This window comes from Terrihabitans soli (assembly GCF_014191545.1).
Taxonomy (GTDB): domain Bacteria; phylum Pseudomonadota; class Alphaproteobacteria; order Rhizobiales; family Methylopilaceae; genus Flaviflagellibacter; species Flaviflagellibacter soli.
In genome coordinates, this window is the sequence record NZ_AP023361.1 from 3,073,473 (window position 1) to 3,091,721 (window position 18,249).

The following is an 18,249-nucleotide window of genomic DNA, read 5'->3' on the forward strand; positions in this document are numbered from 1 at the left end:
TTCCCGATGACCCAGCCCGCGCCTTTTGCCGAACGTCTCAAGAAGCGGCCCAATCTTCGGGACGAAGCGCGGTTCATTAAATCCTGGATCGACAAGCCTCTCATCACCGGCGCGGTCTCGCCCTCGGGCAAGGCGCTGGCCGATATGATGGCGGCGCCCATCGATCCGGAGGTCGAGGGCCAGGTTCTCGAAATCGGTCCGGGCACAGGCCCCGTTACCGAAGCCCTCATCCGCCGCGGCGTCGATGAGAGCCGGCTCGTTCTCCTCGAATTCAATCCGGGCTTTGTCGATCTTCTGCGCCAGCGTTTTCCGCGCGCGACGATCGTGCAGGGCGACGCCTATGACGTGATCGGCCTGACGCAGAACGTCCTCACCGGTCCTGTCGCCGGCATCGTGTCGAGCCTGCCGCTCTTGACCAAGCCGGTGCCGCGCCGCGCCAAGTTCCTCAATGACTGTTTCGCGCTCGCCGCTCCCGGCGCGCCCTTCTGCCAGTTCACTTACATGGTCGCCCCGCCGATCCCGCTGTTTGCGATCGGCGATGCGGAAGCTTCCGGCAGCCCGCTGATCTGGCGCAATGTGCCGCCGGCGCGCGTATGGACCTACCGCCTTCCCGCGGCCACCGACCGGGAATGAGCGAACCGAAACTTCTCGTATTTGCCGGATCGGTCCGCACGGGTTCGCTCAATGAAACCCTTGCCAGCTTTGTCGTGCGCCGCCTGACCGCGCGCGCCGCGCATGTCAGCCATATCAGCCTTACCGATTACGACATGCCGCTCTACAACGGCGACCGCGAGAAAGCGGACGGCCCGCCTGAGAACGCGAAGAAGCTCTGCGCGCTGTTCTACGAGCATCAGGGCATTTTCATCGCCGGGCCCGAATACAATGCCGGCATCACCCCGCTGACGAAGAACACGATCGACTGGATCAGCCGCGTCGAAAAAGGCGCCGTCTTCCGCAGCCGCGCCTTTGCGCTTGGCGGCGCCTCGGACGGACGGCTCGGCGCCTATCGCAGCCTCATGGCGACGCGGCAGGTTCTCGAGCTCGGCTGCAACGCTTTCGTTCAGCCCGAAATGATCTCCGTGCCGCAGGCCTCGAAAGCCTATGACGCCAACGGCGATCTTGTTGACGCTGCGCTGAAATCGGCCGATCGCTGCCTTGACGCTCTGATCGCCAACGCAAAGCGGTACGTATCGTGACGAAGATCCCTGCCCGCGACCGGCTGATCGTCGCGCTCGACCTTGCCGATGTCACCGCCGCCGAGCGCGCGGTAAGGACGCTCGGGGACAGCGTGGCCTTCTACAAGATCGGTTATGAGCTCGGCTTTGTCGGCGGCCTGACCCTCGCCGAAAAACTTGCCGGTGAAGGCAAGCAGATCTTTCTCGATTTCAAACTGCACGATATCGGCAATACGGTCGCGCGCGGCGTTGCGAGCCTCGCCAGAATCGGCGCGACCTTCCTCACCGTGCACGCCTATCCGCAGACCATGCGCGCTGCCGTCGAAGGGCGCGGCGATGCCGATGTGAAGCTGCTCGCCGTCACCGCGCTCACTTCCTATGACGATGCGGACGCGGCCGAAGCGGGCTATGGCCTGGCGATCCGCGATCTTGTGCGCCTACGGGCCGAACAGGCGCGCACCATCGGCCTCGACGGCATTGTCTGCTCGGCGGCCGAAACCTCGCTTGTGCGCGATGCCGCCGGACCGTCCCTCGCCATCGTCACCCCCGGCATCCGCCCGGCCGGGAGCGCTGCCGGAGACCAGAAACGTACCCTGACCCCGGCCGAGGCGATTTCCGCCGGGGTCGACTATCTTGTTGTGGGGCGGCCGATTATGGCCGCCAAGGATCCGAAAGCCGCCGCAGACAGCATCGTGGCGGAGATCGAAACGGCGCTGTAGAACCCCCGTTCGGTTGGAGATGTGAGAAACATGCCCAAGGGCTATTGGATTGTGCGCGTGGATGTGACGAACCCGGACGGCTATGCGCCCTATGCGCAGGCGGCGGCGCCTGCGGTCGCAAAGTTCGGCGGCAGATATCTGGCGCGCGGCGGCAAGCATGAAGCGCTGCAGGGCACCGCGCGTTCGCGCAATGTGATTGTCGAATTCCCGAGTTATCAGGCTGCGGTGGATTGCTGGAACTCGCCGGAATATCAGGCGGCCAAGAAGTTCCGCGACGGCAATTGCGAAGCCGAATGGGTCGCCGTCGAAGGGCTGGAGTAGAAAAAGATGCGCCTCGTTGTCGTCGGTGCCGCTGGACGTATGGGATGCGCGCTGATCCGCGCGCTCCTTCTGACACCGGGCGCGACGCTTGCGGCCGCCATCGAACGCGAAGGCTCTCCGGCGCTGGGCTCGGACGCCGGGGCGCTGGTCGGCCTGCCGGAAACCGGCATCCGCGTCACCTCCGATGCGCTCACCGCCTTCTCCCAGGCGGAAGGCGTGCTCGACTTCACCTCGCCTTCGGCAACCGTGGAGTTCGCGGCTTTGGCTGCGCAGGCGCGGATTGTGCATGTCATCGGCACGACGGGGTTTGTCGATGACGATCTCAAAAAGCTCGACGCTGCCGCGCGTCATGCCGTGCTGATCCGCTCCGGCAATATGTCGCTCGGCGTCAATCTTCTGGCCGCGCTCGTCCGCAAGGCGGCGGCGGCTTTGCCGGATTTCGACATCGAAGTTCTCGAAATGCATCATCGCGACAAAGTCGATGCGCCGTCCGGCACCGCGCTCCTTCTCGGCGATGCGGCGGCCTCAGGCCGCGAGGTCTCGCTCAATGATGCAGCCGTAAAATCGCGCGAGGGCCATACCGGCGCCCGCAAGCCGGGAACGATCGGCTTTGCGACGCTGCGCGGCGGCTCCGTCGTCGGCGAGCATTCGGTCATCCTCGCCGGGCCCGGCGAGAGGCTGGAACTTTCACATAAGGCAGAAGACCGGGGCATATTTGCCGCCGGCGCCATTCGTGCAGCGCTTTGGGGAAAAGGCCGGTCGCCCGGTCATTATTCCATGGCCGATGTCCTGGGCATCGCCGATCTCTAAGGTGGTAATTTAATGGAACGTACGCTTGTCCTCGTCCGTCACGGGCAGAGCGAATGGAACCTCAAAAATCTGTTCACCGGCTGGAAAGACCCCGGCCTGACAGATGTGGGCGTCAAGGAAGCGCATGAGGCCGGCCGGAAGCTGAAAGCCGAAGGCATCACCTTCGACCGCGCCTTCACCTCCAACCTCTCGCGCGCCCAGAAGACTCTCGACATCATTCTCGGCGAACTCGGTCAGACCGATCTCAAGGTCGTGCGCGACGAGGCGCTGAACGAGCGCGATTACGGCGACCTGTCGGGCCTCAACAAGGACGAGGCGCGGGTGAAATGGGGCGAGGAGCAGGTGCATATCTGGCGCCGCTCCTACGACATCGCCCCTCCCGGGGGCGAAAGCCTGCGCGACACGCTGGCGCGGACCCTGCCCTATTATGTCCGGGAGATCCTGCCCGAGGTCATGTCCGGCAAAAGAGTGATCGTGACCGCGCACGGCAATTCGCTTCGGGCGCTTATCATGGTGCTGGAAGGACATACCCAGGACAGCATCATCGCCCGCGAGGTCGAAACCGGTGTGCCGATGATCTACACGCTCGGCCCGGATTCGCGTGTCGTCAGCCACCGGGAGCCCTAACTTAGAGCAATTCTAACAGATTGCTTAAAGCTTGCGGTGGTATACAGCGCTTTGGTATAGTTCAAGCAATTGGCCCGCCTCGCGGCGGGCCTTCCTATGATTATGGAACCGGACGGACAAGGGACGATGGCTGAAGAGGCGAACAAGACACTCGATTGCGGGCTTCGCCCCTCCGCCTGCGTTGCGCGCGATGTCGGCGGCATGCTCCGCGGCGTTGCCCTCCGCCCGACCCGCCAGCGCATTGCGCTCGGCCGCCTGCTCTACGCCAAAGGCGACCGCCATGTGACGGCGGAAATCCTGCACGAAGAGGCGATGCGCGCCCGCGTGCCGGTCTCGCTCGCGACCGTCTACAACACGCTGCACCAGTTCACCCAGGCCGGCCTCCTGCGCGAAGTCGCGGTCGATGGCGCCAAGACCTATTTCGACACCAATGTCTCCGACCATCACCACTTCCTGGTCGAGGGCGAAAATCAGCTCATGGATATCCATGGCGACCACATGCTGGTGTCGGGCCTGCCGGAAGCGCCGGAAGGCATGGAGATCGCGCGCATCGACGTCGTCGTGCGCCTCCGCCGCAAGGGCAAGAACTCCTGATCTTTTGCAAAATGCAAAAACGAACAAGGGCCCCATAGGGGGCCCTTTTTGTTTGTTGAGCGCGAAGCGCTCGGGGCCCCGCTTCGGGGCCTTTTGTTTTTCGGCGGTGCTTTGAAGCTCAGTCGAACTGTTCGCCCGGATAGACGCCGAACAAAAGATCCTGCTGGATCCAGCCGTCAAAGCCCGTGCCGTAAATGCGACACCATTCGCCGGTGCAGGCCGAGACATTAGCGAGAACTTTCGGCTGCAGCTGCGCGGCGACCGCCGCGTCCGCCGCATCGTCCTGACGCAAAGGCAGAACCGCTTCCGTCGACCAGGGTGCAACGAGCGCTGTGCGCTTGCCGCCCAGGAGGCGATGGAACACCCAGCCGTCGGCGCCGTCGGCATCGCGGATGCGCCGCCAATTATCCCATTCGGCGATGATCTCAACCGGAAGGCCCGTGCGGTGATAGGCCCAGACGACATCGTGTTCGGTGCCGGCGCCGCGGCGCACATTCACAAGATCGGATTTCAGGCTGACGAAACGCGGCAGCGGCAGGCCGGTGACGGCGCCGACCGCCATGGCGCCCGTTGTCGATTTCGCGGCCTGCGCCTCGGCCGGCGCAAGCGTTGCGACCGGATTGCCCGGCTGCACGACAAAGAAAACGGCATAAGCGAGACCGGCGATCAACGCCGAGAAGGCGGCAGCCCGCAGCGCGGTGCGCCCGAAATACGCTGTACTATCCATCTGGTTACGCAACCCTGTCTTCCGGCCGAGTTTTATGTCCACCCTTCCCAATTGTCTTTGGGAACCCGTTGTTGGACACTTCCGCGACGAACAGCGCAGAACCCCGAAGCCACCTCTTTAAAATACCAGCTCTTGGCTTGATGAAATCCTAACCCGGGCGAGCGCCCGCGACACCTGTCATGTTTGCATGAGCGATGCCGCCGCCATTCATGTCACGCGCAGACTCCCCGACAGCGTCGAGGCGAGGATGCGCGAGCTGTTCGACACGCGCCTGAACGCGACCGACACGCCGATGACCCGCACCGAGCTGGCAGTGGCGATGAAGACGGCGGATGTCCTCGTGCCGACCGTCACCGACAAGATCGACAGAGAACTGATCGAGGAAGCGGGCGACCGGCTGAAGCTCATCGCCAATTTCGGCAATGGCGTCGATCATATCGATGTGGCCGCCGCCGTCGCCAAAGGCATCACGGTCACCAACACGCCGGGCGTTCTGACGGAAGACATCGCCGATATGACGCTCGCAATGATCCTTGCGATGCCGCGGCGGCTGGCGGAAGGCGTGCGGATCATTCCCGATGCGCATGACTGGCCCGGCTGGTCGCCGACCTGGATGCTCGGACGGCGCTTGTCAGGAAAGCAGCTCGGCATTGTCGGCATGGGCCGCATCGGCCAGGCGGTGGCGCGGCGCGCCCGCGCGTTCGGGCTCGCCGTGCACTATCACAACCGCAAGCCCGTCGCGAAGCGCATCGAACAGGCGATCGGCGCGACCTATTGGGAGAGTCTCGACCAGATGCTGGCGCGCGTCGATGTGGTGACACTGCACACGCCGCACACACCCGCGACCTATCACTTGCTGTCGGCGCGGCGCCTCAAACTGCTCAAGCCCGACGCCTATCTCGTCAATACGGCGCGCGGCGAGATCATCGACGAGGACGCGCTGATCGCCCGACTCGAGAACAATGAACTGGCGGGTGCGGCGCTCGACGTCTTCGAAGGCGAACCGAGGATCGACCCCCGCTGGGTCAAGCTCGCCAAGCAGGGCAAAGTCCTTTTGATGCCGCATATGGGCTCGGCGACCATCGAAAGCCGCGTCGACATGGGCGAGAAGGTCATCGTCAACATACGGACCTTTCTTGACAATCACCGGCCACCGGACCGCGTTCTGCCGAGCATGCTGTAAATTTTACGCGGCCCCTTAAATTTTTGTTCCCTTTTTGTTCTTTTTCTGGAATCATCCTCCCAGGACTCACAGAGACAGGGGAGATTCCGATGTTTCACCGTATGCTTTTCGCAGCCGCCCTCGTGCCCTCGCTCGCCGGCGCGGCGCTTGCCGCCGAACTCGTCCCTCCTTCGCTGCTCGGCGCAAATTTCTTTGACGCCAAGCCCATCACGACGACGGACGCCAAAGGCCGCGTCTCGAAGATCGTTTTCACGCCGGGCGGCACGCTGACCCGCACCAGTTCGAGCGGCAAGGAATCGGAAGGCAAATGGCGGCTGTCGGATGACGGCTTCTGCATGCAGGCCGGAAGCGCCAAACGTGAGAGCTGCTATGTCGTCGTCAAACGCGATGACGGACGGTTCGCCGCGATGAAGCGCTCGGGTCAGCCCTTCATCTGGGAAAAATAGATGCGCCCCGGACCGTGGGCGGCGAAGCCGCATCACGTGATCCGGGGTCCAGATTTATGCGCGGCGAAGCCGCTCTTTAATCCTGGGTCCCGGATCTGCACTGCGCTGCGCGCAGTTTGTCCGGGACATCATGGGCCGCCGCCCCATCCGCTCAGCGGATTGCCGCGGTCCCAGGCGTAAGCGATCGTCTCGAAGCGCATGGAGCGGGCGTCGATCATCAGAAGACGCCCGACCAGCCCTTCGCCGAACGGCGCGATCTCGCGCACCGCTTCCAGCGCCATCAGCGAACCGACAACACCGGCCAGCGCACCGAGAACGCCTGCCTCTTCGCAGGCGGGCACGGTGCCGTCCGGCGGCGGTTCGGGGAAAAGGCAGCGATAGGTCGGATTCCGCTCGCCGTCTGAATTCGTTTCGTAGGGACGCAAGGTCGTCAGCGCGCCGTCCATCGTGCCGAGCCAGCCCATGACCAGCGGGCGTTTGGCGCGGAATGCCGCGTCGGAAACGAGATAGCGCGTTGCGAAATTGTCGGAGCCGTCGAGAACAACGTCATACTTCGCGATCAGCTGTTCCGCATTTTCCGCCGTGATGCGTTCGCTGTGCCGTTCGACGGCGACATGCGGATTGACGCGCGCGATTGCGTCTTCGGCGCTTTGCGTCTTGGCGCGGCCGATATCGGCCGTGCCGTGCAGAACCTGGCGCTGCAGATTGGAGAGCGAGACTTTGTCGTCATCGATGATGCCAAGCGTACCGACACCGGCCGCGGCGAGATATAGCAGGGCCGGACTGCCGAGCCCGCCCGCGCCGATCACGAGAACGCGCGCCGCTTTCAGCTTCTGCTGACCCGGTCCGCCGATCTCGCGCAGGACGATATGGCGGGCGTAGCGTTCAAGTTCTTCGGACGACAGCAAGGATTTGGGCTCCCAGGCGCCGATCTGATCGGCTGGCTCTCATATCGGATTTTACTGGCGTAATGCCAACCCAGCCCCGATCAGGCTTAACGGCCCGCTTTTAAAGGCGAACCGCCCAGTCGAGGGCGTCTTCCATCCGGTCATGGCCCCAGAACATTTCGCCGTCCTCAGTAAAGAAGGTCGGGGCGCCGAAAATATGCAGGGCGGCGGCATGCTCGGTCGCCTGGCGGAGCTTCAGCTTGTTCTCGGGCATCTGTGCCCGGGCCACGGTCTCCTCGACCGGATAGCCGAGCTTCTCCATGACGGCTTTGATCGCATCGTCCTCGGAAATGACACCGCCCTCACCGAACTCGTAGAGAAAGACCGCCCTTGTGAAGGCCGGGCGCTCGGCATCGGACAGGATCAGGGCGATCCGGGCGGCCAGAAGACCGTTCTGGGGGAATTCCGGCGGCTGACGGAAGGGCAGGCCGTGCTTGAGGCAGAGCCGTTCGAGGTCGCGCCACATATAGGCGCCTTTTACCGGATTGGCCCGGAAGGGCGAGGTATCGAGGCCGAACTTCTGGAAGATCGGGCCGAGCAGCAGAGGCCGCCAGGTAACCGAGACGCCCCTTTTGGCCGCCTCCTCCTCGATCCGCATGACGGCGGGATAGGAGTAGGTCGAGCCGAAATCGTACCAGAAGTCGAGGCGCGGCATTGCGGTCCTTGTCCCTGACTGGCGCCCGGCCGGATTTTGGCCTAAACGCCCGAGCCGTGGGATATATCCCATTCCCCCTGCCCGTCGCACGGATTCCGAGATGACCAAGAAGTCGCCCAAAAAGGTAGTGCTCGCCTATTCCGGCGGCCTCGACACCTCTGTCATCCTGAAATGGCTGCAGACGACCTATGGCTGCGAGGTCGTGACCTTCACCGCCGATCTCGGCCAGGGCGAGGAACTGGAGCCGGCGCGGAAGAAAGCCGAACTCCTTGGCATCAAGCCGGAAAACATCTTCATCGAGGATCTGCGCGAGGAATTCGTCCGCGATTTCGTGTTCCCGATGTTCCGGGCCAACGCACTTTATGAGGGCCAGTACCTTCTCGGCACCTCGATCGCCCGTCCGCTGATCTCCAAAAAGCAGATCGACATCGCAAGAAAGACCGGCGCCGACGCCGTCGCCCATGGCGCGACCGGCAAGGGCAATGACCAGGTCCGCTTCGAACTCGCTTATTACGCGATGGAGCCCGACATCACGATCATCGCGCCCTGGCGCGAATGGGATCTGACCTCGCGCACCAAGCTGCTCGAATTCGCCGAGGCGCATCAGATCCCGATTGCCAAGGACAAGCGCGGCGAAGCGCCGTTCTCGGTCGATGCCAATCTCCTGCACTCTTCCTCGGAAGGAAAAGTGCTGGAAGATCCGAACGATGCGGCGCCCGAGCTCGTCTATCAGCGGACGATCGCGCCGGAAGACGCGCCCGACAAAGCGACCGAAATCACCATCGATTTCGAAAAGGGCGATCCCGTCGCCATCGACGGCGCGAGGCTGTCGCCCGCAACGCTCCTCGCCAAGCTGAACGAACTCGGCAAGGCGAACGGCATCGGCCGTCTCGATCTCGTCGAGAACCGCTTCGTCGGCATGAAATCGCGCGGCATCTATGAGACGCCCGGCGGCACGATTCTGCACAAGGCGCATCGCGGCATTGAGAGCATCACGCTCGACCGCGAGGCTCTGCATCTCAAAGAGAGCCTGATGCCGAAATATGCCGAGCTCGTTTATTACGGCTTCTGGTTCGCGCCGGAGCGCGAAATGCTGCAGGCGCTGATCGATAAAAGCCAGGAACTCGTCACCGGCCAGGTCCGCGTGAAGCTCTATAAGGGCAATGTCGAAGTGACGGGGCGCACCTCACCCTATTCGCTCTACGACAAGGAACTCGTCACCTTCGAAGAAGGCGCGGTCGCCTATGACCACCGCGATGCGGAGGGCTTCATCAAGCTCAACGCCCTTCGTCTGCGCACGCTCGCCGCGCGCAAGAAGAAGACCGGGCTTTAGCGCTCCCGTTTACGGCGAACCGTTGACAGGACTTTGCGAAGAAGAGCGATCTCGCCATCGCTCTCGTCGCCGTCAGCACGGGCCAACGTCAACGCCGCCTTGAAGATTTCATCGAGGCTCTCGTCATCTTCGGCGAACGACCGGGCCGCAGCCAGCACAGTTTGATCCGAAGGCATGAGTCCCTTCGCGGCTTCAACGAACTGCTCAAACGTGCCTGTGTTGAGCTGAAAGCCCAGTCGCCTGCAGCGCGTTTGCACGTAGTCTCTCATCACTGCGACTTCGCTACTCTCTTCGCAATCTCCGTCGGTTGCCGCGAGTCGCGCGAGTATCTTCAGGCCCGGCATACATTGCTTCCGAGCCTCCTTGACGACCTGCTTCGATCGCCTTTCCGCCTCAAGCTCTTCGAGCTCTTCCGCGGTACGCTCGACAGAAATGATGATGTCAACGTCTACAAATTCATCTTGGCCGAGGTAGGCGCTGTACACCTCCACGAAGATTTGCGGCTCCGGGCTTTTCCCGAGCAAGCACTCTTGCGACGCCCATTCGGGAAGATACCCGAGATGCCTTTCCTCTCGAGCATCTCCGCCCAAAAGCGTGCGTCGCACCCACCAACCGTCAACTGCCGTCGCCGTACGATGGGGGCTATGCGGGTTTTCTGGCTCCCTGCGCGCGGCTATTCCAAACCGTCCGTCGCCAGCCTTGTCAGCTCCGCGGATGAACTCGACAACGTTGTGTCGCCTAAACCTGAGCCCCGCTACCTCGACAGACATGCCATCGTTCAATCGGCGCCATTGCCTATCCTTGGGCGGCCCCTCTCGCTCGGCTTTGATCTTTATGACCATTGACCGTCCCCCATTGCCCACCTTTGGCGGTTCTGGCTGGTAAACAATCCTTAAACCCGGAAGCCGCAAACTGCCGAAACCACCTGCCGGTTGCTGAGCGCCGAGGGCGCCGCTGTGCGGGTGGAACGGACGGACAATGCTCGGCCTCGGTGGGAAGAAGCGCAAGAAACGGCGCGAACCCAAATTCGACAGCCATCCGGAAGAACTTCTCGACCTGCGGCTCGGGCCGAAGGATCGCACGCATGCCTATGCGCGCACTGAGCCGACCTATGACGAGGACGAAGACGAGGACGACGAACCGCCGGTGAAAAAGCGCCGCGGCCGCAAGGCCGCGCCTGAGCCCGAAGAGGAAGAGGAAGAAGAGGTCGAGGAAGAGGAAGAAGAGGAAATGGAGGACGAGGAGGAGGAAGAAGCTCCGCCGCCGCGCCGCAAACGCGCCTCGCGCTCTGGCTCCTCGCGCCGCGCTCAGAAAAAGAAGAAGGCTCGCCGCAAATCCAGCCGCCGCTGGGACCCGGTCGGCTTTTTTGCGCTCGGCCGCATGATCCGCTTCGGCGTCATCGCCGGCGTCTGGGCGATCATCGCGCTCTCAGCTTTCATTGCCTATGAGTGGACGAAGCTTCCGCCGATGAGCGCGCTCGAGATTGCGCCACGGCCGCCGAGCGTCACGCTTGTCGGCATGGACGGCACCGTGCTCGCAACCCGCGGCGACGGCAGCGCCTCCAAAATTGATCTAAAGCATGTGCCCGCTTATCTGCCGCAGGCTTTCATCGCCATCGAAGACCAGCGTTTCCGCTCGCATTTCGGCATCGATCCGATCGGCCTTGCGCGCGCCGCCTATAAGAACACGGTGGCCGGCACCGTCGTCGAAGGCGGCTCGACCATCACTCAGCAGCTGGCGAAAAATCTGTTTCTGACGCCCGAACGCTCGCTCGAACGCAAGGTCCAGGAAGCCATCCTCGCGCTGTGGCTCGAAGCGAAATTCTCCAAGGACGAGATCCTCGAACTCTATCTGAACCGCGTCTATTTCGGCTCCGGCGCCTATGGCGTGCAGGCTGCCGCGCAGCGCTATTTCGGCAAGCCTGCCAGCTATGTGACGCTGAACGAAGCCGCCATTCTCGCCGGTCTCGTCAAAGCGCCGTCGCGCCTTGCGCCGACGCGCGATTCGGAGGCGGCCGAAGCCCGCGGCCAGGTCGTCCTTGCCGCCATGGCCGATCAGAAGTTCATTTCGGAGAAGGACGCGACGCGCGCCATGATGGTGCCGGCCGCCATCGCCGCGCCCCGTATGGACGGCGCCGCCGGCTATGTTGCGGATTGGGTGGTCGATCAGCTCGCCGAGCTCATCGGCAAGATCGACAAGGATGTCATCGTCGACACGACGATCGATCCGATCCTGCAGGCCGAGGCCGAGCAGGCCATCGTCTCCGGCCTCAATGAAAGCGGCGCAAAGCTGGGCGTATCGCAGGCCGCTCTTGTCTCGCTCGATCCCGGCGGCGCGGTACGCGCGCTGGTCGGCGGCAAGAGCTATGCTCAAAGTCAGTATAACCGCGCGGTGCTGGCGCGCCGCCAGCCCGGATCGAGCTTCAAACCCTTCGTCTATCTCACCGCCGTCGAGGCGGGGCTGACGCCCGAAACACTGGTGCAGGATGCGCCGGTCCGAGTGAAGAACTGGCAGCCGGAGAATTTCGACAAGCGCTACCGCGGCACCGTCACGCTGACGGAAGCGCTTGCGACTTCGCTCAACTCGGTCGCGGTGCGTCTGACGCTCGATGTCGGCGCGGCCAATGTCGTGAAGACGGCGCAGCGCATGGGCATCACCTCGCCGCTGCAGGCCAATGCCTCGATCGCACTCGGAACGTCCGAAGTCACGCCGCTCGAACTTGCCGCGGCTTACGCACCGTTCGCCAATGGCGGCCAGGGCGTCATTCCCTATGTCGTGCGCCGCGTGCGCACCGCCGAAGGCGGCAAGGTTCTCTACGAGCGGCGCGGATCGGGATTGGGCCAGGTCGCCAATCCGCGAAACCTCGCCATGATGAATCAGATGATGTCGGAGACGCTGCGCATCGGCACGGCGCGCAAGGCGGAACTTCCCGGCTGGCCCGCCGCCGGCAAGACCGGCACCAGCCAGGATTACCGCGATGCATGGTTCATCGGCTACACGGCACAGCTCGTCACCGCCGTCTGGCTCGGCAATGACAATAATTCGCCGACGAAGAAGGCGTCCGGTTCGGGACTGCCGGTCGATATCTGGAGCCGCTACATGACGGCGGCGCATCGCGGCATTCCGGTCGCCGGACTTCCGGGCCTGTTCGGCCCGCAGGATGCGCCGGCCCGCAACGAGATGTGGGCGGGCGCGCAGCCGCACGACATGCCGACGCCGCTGCGCGCACCCATCGATTTCCTGAAGAGATTGTTCGGCGGTTAGCGGAACATGGTTCCGGCCGGCGGACGGCGGCGCGTCCGCTTGACCGGGTTCATGCCGTAGCGGTGCAGGTCCGAGCCCTGCGATTTCAGCCAGGCTTCCGCTTCGTCCGTTTCCGGGAAAAGCCGGTAGGTGAGCTTCCAGAAGCGGTCGCCGTGATTCATCTCGCGGCGATGCGCCACTTCATGGGCGCACAGATAATCGAGCACGAAGGGCGGAGCGAGGATCAGGCGCCACGAAAAGGCGAGATCGCCCTTCGCCGAGCACGAACCCCAGCGGCTGATCGTGTCCTTGATGCTGATGCGGCGCACATCGACGCGAATGCGCTTGGCGTGCCGCTGCACGACGGGCTCGATATCCTTCTTGGCTTCACGCTTAAGAAAGTCCGAAACCCGGCGCTCGAAATGCTCTTCGGGACCGTAGACACCGATGGTGCGCACCTGTCCGGGAACGTGCGGTTCGACCTTGGTGATGCCGCGCACGCCGCGCCAAACGAGGCGATGCGGGACGCCGCGCAGCGGAATCGTCTTGCCGCGCGCGAACGGAACCGGTTCCGGGAAGCTTGCAAGGCGATCGGCGATCCAGTCGACCTGACGCGATGCGAAATCCTGACCGTGAACAAGCGAAGCGCGCTTCGGCAGTGTCAGCACGACCTGTCCGGTCGCGTTTTTGACGCGCAAAGTGATCCGGCGCGCCGCCGCATTGCGGCGTACAGCGACCTCGACGGGGCGTCCACGAACCATAACGTCGAAGCTCGACGGGTCCTGGGCCGGATGGGAAAATAGTCTGCGCAACACAGGAAGAGGATACCGGAAATTCGGCCCATTTCGAGCGAATTTTGCATTGCCCTAATGAGCAGGGCTAACAGATCCGCGAGCCATGGCCGCAACTGCGGCAACTAGCCTCTCAAGGTCCTCGGGGCGCGACAACCTGTGGTCGCCATCACGGATCATTGTAACCGTAACGTCATCCTCGGCGAGGTGCTCGACCAGCCTCATGACATGCTGCCACGGCACGTCAGGGTCTTGCATTCCTTGAAGAATTCGGATCGGGGCACCGATTTTGAGCGGCGAACCGAGCAATTGATGGCGCCGACCGTCCTCAATCAGGGCCCGGGTGATCGGGGTTGGTATTTCGGAGTACTCCGAAGGGTGATGATACACTCCGTCGCGGTCGATCGCGGCCCGGATTTCGGGCGGAAACCTATTCCACATGAGATCTTCGGTGAAATCGGCCGCCGGCGCGATCAGAACCAGGCCGGAGAGGGGTTTTTGCTCCTCGCGAAGCGCCCGAGCGGCCAGCAAAGACAGCCATCCGCCCATGCTCGAGCCGACCAGAATCGGGGCCTCGCCGCCCTTTGCCCGGATGACGGCCAGAGCATCTTCAAGCCAGGCGGAGATGGTGCCGTCTTCGAACCGGCCGTCCGACTCGCCATGGCCCGAATAGTCGAATCTGAGGTTGGCCCGTCCGTTCGCCGCCGCCCAATCGGCAATGATTTGGGCTTTGGTCGACTGCATGTCGGATTTGAAGCCGCCGAGCCAGATGGTCGCCGGGCCGGCCCCTGGTGTGATGCGCAGCGCCAGCTTTCGGCCGTTTGCGGTCAGATGTTCGAGTTGTTCCAAAAGGGGACGCCTCCGCTGGCGGAATGCCTCAAGGCGTCTTAGATGTAAACCCGGCCGGTTCGTGTTGACTTCGGGCGAAAATCACCCATCCTCCGCCCGCGCGGTTCCCGATCCGGCATCCGGCCTCGCACACCCGTCAATTACTATGGAGATGACACCATTCGCCGTCCGATGAGATCTATGGCCCCCGCCGCAAAAGAGGGCCCGCGCATCAACCGGGAAATCCGGGTTCCCGCAGTGCAGTTGATTGGCGCCGAAGGCGAAAATCTGGGTGTCACGCCGATTGATCAGGCGCTGACCCTGGCTGATGAGGCCGGGCTCGACCTCGTCGAAATCTCCCCGAATTCCGAACCGCCCGTCTGCAAGATCCTCGACTACGGGAAATATAAGTTCGCCGCCCAGAAAAAGGCGGCCGAGGCGCGCAAGAACCAGAAGACCGTCGAGGTCAAAGAAATCAAGATGCGCCCGAACATCGACGACCACGACTACGAGACGAAGATGAAGGCCGTGCGCCGCTTCTTCGAAGAAGGCGACAAGGTGAAGCTCACCCTTCGCTTCCGCGGCCGCGAAATGGCCCATCAGGATCTCGGCCTGAAGCTCCTTTGGCGCGTCCGCGACGAAGTTGCGAATGTCGCCAAGGTCGAGAGCGAGCCCTCGCTCGAAGGCCGCCAGATGGTGATGATTCTGTCGCCGCGCTGAACGCCCGAACGGTTTTAAAAAAAAGCCCGCCTCAAAGGCGGGCTTTTTGTTTTTCAGGAACTCACCGGCTGGTTCGGAAAACAGGACGCAACATTCAGAGGAATGCCGTTCTTGAAGCGCGGCAGGATCAGCGGCACGAAGGTTTTGAAATTATAGGTGAGCGCCACGCGCGAGAATCCGGTGACGTTGGAGCAGGTGGTGTTGTTCGACAGCAGAATGCCGCCCACCGGAATCTCGACCTGAAGCTCGCGCGCCCGGCGCTGCACATAGCTGACTGTCCTGTCCTTGTTGTAGGCGCCCGAGAGCGCGCAGCTGTCGTGCAGAACGCCCATGCAGCGCGCGCCGGCCGAGGCGACCGATTCCAGCGCCTCGCGCGTCCACATTGCGCGGCCGAACTCCATGACGCCGAACACGAATACGAGAAAGGGCAGGAGGACAAGCGCGAACTCCACCGCCGAAGCGCCGCGCCGATCGCGCGCAAACCTTTTTATGAGGCGGAGCGTGTTCATTGCGTCTGCACCACCGCGCGCGCCGTGAGCCTTGGATCGCGCGCAAGGAACATCGGTTTATGCGGATATTCCGCCGTGATCTCGACGAATTTTCCGGCAAGCCCGCCGGCGGGGCACGCCGCGCCGCACGTCACCGCCGAACCCCAATTGATCGCGCCGCTCGACGCCGTCGGGCAATAGCAGCTGTCCGCCCGCGACGCCGTTCCCGAATTGCTGACGGTGCCGCCGGACAGTTGCGAGACCGGCCCGTTATTGACGGTGACTTTGCCGGTCACAGCGGTCGAGGTGTTGCTGAGAAGTATCGTCGCGAGATTTCCGGCGAGCGCGGGACCAGTCCCGGCGGCCACCTGCGCCGAATTGACCATGGCGTAGTTGGCGCTCGCCGATACGGCGCTTTCAAGCCTGAATTTCGAATAGATGGCGCGGCCAAAATCCACCGTGCCGGCGATGATGAGCAGAAGAACCGGAATGACGATCGCAAATTCGGTCATCACGGAAGCTTCGCCCAAGCGCGCGAACGATGCGATCATTTGAGCGGGTTTCCGTCTCATTGCACAAGCACCACCGTCGTACCGCCGCTGCCACCCGTGCCGCCGACACAGGTTGATGCGGCCGCCGTGCCGCCGCCGAGCGTGACGCGCGAAGCCACGATCTGCAGGCATTGGCCGCTGCCGCTGCCGATCGATGCGCCGCCGCTCATCGTGAACGCGCCGTTCGGGAAATAGAGCGCGCCCGACACGCTGGCGCCCGACGCGCCCTGATCGAGCGATGCGCCTCCGCTGACGCTGCTGGAGGTCGGCCCGATGATCGCAAGCTTGGCCGTCGTGCCGGCAGACGGCGCGGTCAGCACGACCGATGAATAACCCGCGGCGATGCAGAACGCCGTGCCGCTGCAATTGCCGGGCGCTGTGGTCTTGCCCGACAGCACGAGCGTGACGCCCGATCCCTTGATCCCGACCGACGCGCCGTCGCAGGTGACGTTGCCGCCATAGGATGCGCCGAATGCGGCATAGCCGTCGATTGTATAGACGCCCGCGCCAAGCGTGACGCCGCCCGCTGCGTTCAGATAGCCCGAAATGTCATGCTGCGCGGCAACGCCGAGATCGGCACAGCCGCCGGCCGCTGTCACGACATTTCCCACCATCGAAAATGCGTTTGATCCGGCTTCGGCGAATTTGATGTTCGCGCCGCCTTCCATGTAGATCGCGTAGCCGTTGCTCGACGTGCCGAAATTGAAGCTGTTGCCCGCGCCCGTGCCGAAAATCGCGGTCGAGCCGCCATTGCCGTAAAAGCCGCCGGACAGCTGAAAACTGCTCGGGCCGGCAAAACTCAGCGTGCCGCTCGTGTTGCAGATACTGAACGTGCCGAAATAGCAATTGACCTTGCCGAACTGGAAGGCGCCCTTGCCGAAACTGAGCGTGCCGGAATTTTCAATGCTGGCAATTTTCCAGACCGAGGATGCGGGACTGTCCTCGATGAGTTTTACAACGAGGCTGCCGCCCACCTTGATCTTGCCGAACGAGAAATTGCTGCCCGTACAGCCGACGGTCCAGGTCGCACCGGACATCGTGCCGGTGCAGCCCATCGCCGTCAGCTTGCTGGTGAACGAAGGATCGGCCCAGTACGGAAATTCGATATCGCGATTGGCGACCGGCGGCGGCGCGGACGGCGATGCCAGCGATTTGAGAGTCGAAATGCGCGCCGTTGCCGTCGTAACGCCGGTCTGACTTTTCAGAAGATCGGTAGTCTGCGTCTTGCTGATCTTCGCCGCGCCGGTCGGCGAGCTGATGCCCGAACAAGGCTGCGAAGGGGCGCTCGTATTGTAGGTAACCGTCACCGCGGTCAGCGAGGTGCCGCAGGGCACGCTCACCGAGGCATTGGAGGCGACACCGCATTTGGGCGCATTGATCTTCGCGCCGCCGCTCAGCGTCACGCCCGATTGGCTGCCGCTGCCGCTCAGCGCCTGGATGCAGGCTTCGGCCTTGCCGCCGACTTCTGCGATGGCGGCGGCGCGGATCGGGATCGAGTGATCGATACCGAGCATCGGCGCGAGATAGAGCTTCTGTGCCACGTCCATCACCGCCGAGACGGCGTTATTGCCGTTGCCCCTGGGCGAAGTGATGAGATTGGCATTCACCTCCGAGGCTTTGCGGCCATTGAGGAGCGCTATGCGTTCGGCGGCGGGCTTGAGGCTCGTCTGCGATTGGGTGACATTATAAGAGAGGGCCGCGGCATAGGCCGCGAGGTCGGCATTGCGCTGCTCTTCCGCCTTTCGGGAAAGGCTTGCGCCATATTCCGTCCCGAGCACCGACAGGCCGATAAGCGCGGGCAGGAGCAGGACGGTCAGGGTGGCGATGGCGCCGCTTTCGTCCCGCAAGAAGGTCCCGATTGGCCTTCTCATTGATTTTGCTCTCTTTTTCCTCGTGCCACTCATCTTTAGATTGCAGACATTCTCATCTTTTAATTGAGCTACGGTATAAAAACGCAAAGGGCTGGGTGAAAAGACAAAGTAAAATTGTGTTTCCGGCCGCAGAGTGAACGGTCTCTTGCCCGCGCTCTGACGGCTTGCGTTAGCGAGCCTCGCCCGTTATGAACCCGGCTCTTCCCTCGCCCGGCTGAAA

Annotated in this window: 21 protein-coding genes; 12 read left to right on the top strand and 9 right to left on the bottom strand. The window is 63.0% G+C overall.

What is annotated here, in order from left to right:
- Positions 1–6 precede the first annotated feature (6 nt).
- From IZ6_RS15675 to irrA, 7 genes are all read left to right on the top strand, one after another.
- A complete protein-coding gene (locus IZ6_RS15675; RefSeq protein WP_222875958.1) occupies positions 7–633 on the top strand; it encodes a class I SAM-dependent methyltransferase in 627 nt (208 codons plus the stop codon).
- The gene (locus IZ6_RS15680; protein ID WP_222875959.1) at positions 630–1,196 is read left to right on the top strand and encodes an NADPH-dependent FMN reductase; all 567 of its coding nucleotides are present in this window, start codon (positions 630–632) and stop codon (positions 1,194–1,196) included. The genes IZ6_RS15675 and IZ6_RS15680 overlap by 4 nt, the downstream gene beginning before the upstream one ends.
- Positions 1,193–1,894 carry an orotidine-5'-phosphate decarboxylase gene (gene pyrF, locus IZ6_RS15685; protein WP_222875960.1) on the top strand — a complete coding sequence of 234 codons (702 nt, stop codon included), beginning with the start codon at positions 1,193–1,195 and terminating at the stop codon, positions 1,892–1,894. Before IZ6_RS15680 ends, pyrF begins: the two co-directional genes overlap by 4 nt.
- Positions 1,895–1,924: 30 nt before the next feature.
- The gene (locus tag IZ6_RS15690; RefSeq protein WP_222875961.1) at positions 1,925–2,215 is read left to right on the top strand and encodes a DUF1330 domain-containing protein; all 291 of its coding nucleotides are present in this window, start codon (positions 1,925–1,927) and stop codon (positions 2,213–2,215) included.
- A 6-nt stretch (positions 2,216–2,221) separates the two neighbouring features.
- A complete protein-coding gene (gene dapB / locus IZ6_RS15695) occupies positions 2,222–3,025 on the top strand; it encodes a 4-hydroxy-tetrahydrodipicolinate reductase (protein ID WP_222875962.1) in 804 nt (267 codons plus the stop codon).
- A 12-nt stretch (positions 3,026–3,037) separates the two neighbouring features.
- Positions 3,038–3,652, top strand: a complete 615-nt coding sequence (locus IZ6_RS15700; protein WP_222875963.1) for a 2,3-bisphosphoglycerate-dependent phosphoglycerate mutase — start codon at positions 3,038–3,040, stop codon at positions 3,650–3,652.
- Positions 3,653–3,853: 201 nt separating this feature from the next.
- Positions 3,854–4,246, top strand: coding sequence for an iron response transcriptional regulator IrrA (gene irrA, locus IZ6_RS15705; RefSeq protein ID WP_222877667.1), 393 nt, complete (start codon positions 3,854–3,856; stop codon positions 4,244–4,246).
- A 118-nt stretch (positions 4,247–4,364) separates the two neighbouring features.
- Here irrA and IZ6_RS15710 read toward each other — a convergent pair whose 3' ends face one another.
- Positions 4,365–4,973 (bottom strand): SH3 domain-containing protein, encoded by a 609-nt coding sequence (locus IZ6_RS15710; RefSeq protein WP_222875964.1) that lies wholly within the window; start codon positions 4,971–4,973, stop codon positions 4,365–4,367.
- 187 nt (positions 4,974–5,160) lie between these two features.
- On the opposite strand from IZ6_RS15710, the gene IZ6_RS15715 reads away from it, so the two are divergent.
- A complete protein-coding gene (locus IZ6_RS15715; RefSeq protein ID WP_222875965.1) occupies positions 5,161–6,156 on the top strand; it encodes a 2-hydroxyacid dehydrogenase in 996 nt (331 codons plus the stop codon).
- Positions 6,157–6,245: 89 nt separating this feature from the next.
- Positions 6,246–6,602, top strand: a complete 357-nt coding sequence (locus tag IZ6_RS15720; RefSeq protein ID WP_222875966.1) for a hypothetical protein — start codon at positions 6,246–6,248, stop codon at positions 6,600–6,602.
- A gap of 128 nt (positions 6,603–6,730) precedes the next feature.
- On the opposite strand, the gene IZ6_RS15725 is transcribed toward IZ6_RS15720, so the two are convergent.
- Positions 6,731–7,510 (bottom strand): HesA/MoeB/ThiF family protein, encoded by a 780-nt coding sequence (locus IZ6_RS15725; RefSeq protein WP_222875967.1) that lies wholly within the window; start codon positions 7,508–7,510, stop codon positions 6,731–6,733.
- A gap of 100 nt (positions 7,511–7,610) precedes the next feature.
- Entirely contained in the window at positions 7,611–8,204 is a 594-nt protein-coding gene (locus IZ6_RS15730; protein ID WP_222875968.1) for a 2-hydroxychromene-2-carboxylate isomerase, read from the bottom strand.
- Positions 8,205–8,304: 100 nt separating this feature from the next.
- Here IZ6_RS15730 and IZ6_RS15735 point away from each other — a divergent pair, with 100 nt between their 5' ends.
- On the top strand, positions 8,305–9,537 hold the full coding sequence (locus IZ6_RS15735; protein ID WP_222875969.1) for an argininosuccinate synthase: 1,233 nt from the start codon (positions 8,305–8,307) through the stop codon (positions 9,535–9,537).
- Here the strand turns inward: IZ6_RS15735 and IZ6_RS15740 are convergent.
- Positions 9,534–10,379 carry a tellurite resistance TerB family protein gene (locus tag IZ6_RS15740; protein ID WP_222875970.1) on the bottom strand — a complete coding sequence of 282 codons (846 nt, stop codon included), beginning with the start codon at positions 10,377–10,379 and terminating at the stop codon, positions 9,534–9,536. The genes IZ6_RS15735 and IZ6_RS15740 overlap by 4 nt on opposite strands.
- Before the next feature lie 136 nt (positions 10,380–10,515).
- Here IZ6_RS15740 and IZ6_RS15745 point away from each other — a divergent pair, with 136 nt between their 5' ends.
- Positions 10,516–12,801, top strand: coding sequence for a transglycosylase domain-containing protein (locus IZ6_RS15745; RefSeq protein WP_222875971.1), 2,286 nt, complete (start codon positions 10,516–10,518; stop codon positions 12,799–12,801).
- On the opposite strand, the gene IZ6_RS15750 is transcribed toward IZ6_RS15745, so the two are convergent.
- Both IZ6_RS15750 and IZ6_RS15755 read right to left on the bottom strand, forming a co-directional pair.
- Complete coding sequence (locus IZ6_RS15750; RefSeq protein WP_222875972.1) at positions 12,798–13,541, bottom strand: M48 family metallopeptidase; 744 nt, start codon at positions 13,539–13,541, stop codon at positions 12,798–12,800. The two genes, IZ6_RS15745 and IZ6_RS15750, sit on opposite strands and share 4 nt — an antisense overlap.
- Positions 13,542–13,646: 105 nt before the next feature.
- Positions 13,647–14,420, bottom strand: coding sequence for an alpha/beta hydrolase (locus tag IZ6_RS15755; protein WP_222875973.1), 774 nt, complete (start codon positions 14,418–14,420; stop codon positions 13,647–13,649).
- Positions 14,421–14,579: 159 nt separating this feature from the next.
- Here IZ6_RS15755 and infC point away from each other — a divergent pair, with 159 nt between their 5' ends.
- Positions 14,580–15,119 carry a translation initiation factor IF-3 gene (infC, locus tag IZ6_RS15760; protein WP_222877668.1) on the top strand — a complete coding sequence of 180 codons (540 nt, stop codon included), beginning with the start codon at positions 14,580–14,582 and terminating at the stop codon, positions 15,117–15,119.
- Positions 15,120–15,172: 53 nt separating this feature from the next.
- Here the strand turns inward: infC and IZ6_RS15765 are convergent, their stop codons facing one another.
- The 3 genes from IZ6_RS15765 to IZ6_RS15775 are packed head-to-tail and all read right to left on the bottom strand — an operon-like array spanning position 15,173 to position 18,005.
- Positions 15,173–15,628 carry a TadE/TadG family type IV pilus assembly protein gene (locus tag IZ6_RS15765; protein ID WP_222875974.1) on the bottom strand — a complete coding sequence of 152 codons (456 nt, stop codon included), beginning with the start codon at positions 15,626–15,628 and terminating at the stop codon, positions 15,173–15,175.
- Entirely contained in the window at positions 15,625–16,158 is a 534-nt protein-coding gene (locus tag IZ6_RS15770; protein WP_225873940.1) for a TadE/TadG family type IV pilus assembly protein, read from the bottom strand. Before IZ6_RS15770 ends, IZ6_RS15765 begins: the two co-directional genes overlap by 4 nt.
- A 17-nt stretch (positions 16,159–16,175) precedes the next feature.
- Positions 16,176–18,005 carry a pilus assembly protein TadG-related protein gene (locus tag IZ6_RS15775; protein WP_222875976.1) on the bottom strand — a complete coding sequence of 610 codons (1,830 nt, stop codon included), beginning with the start codon at positions 18,003–18,005 and terminating at the stop codon, positions 16,176–16,178.
- Positions 18,006–18,249: the final 244 nt, after the last annotated feature.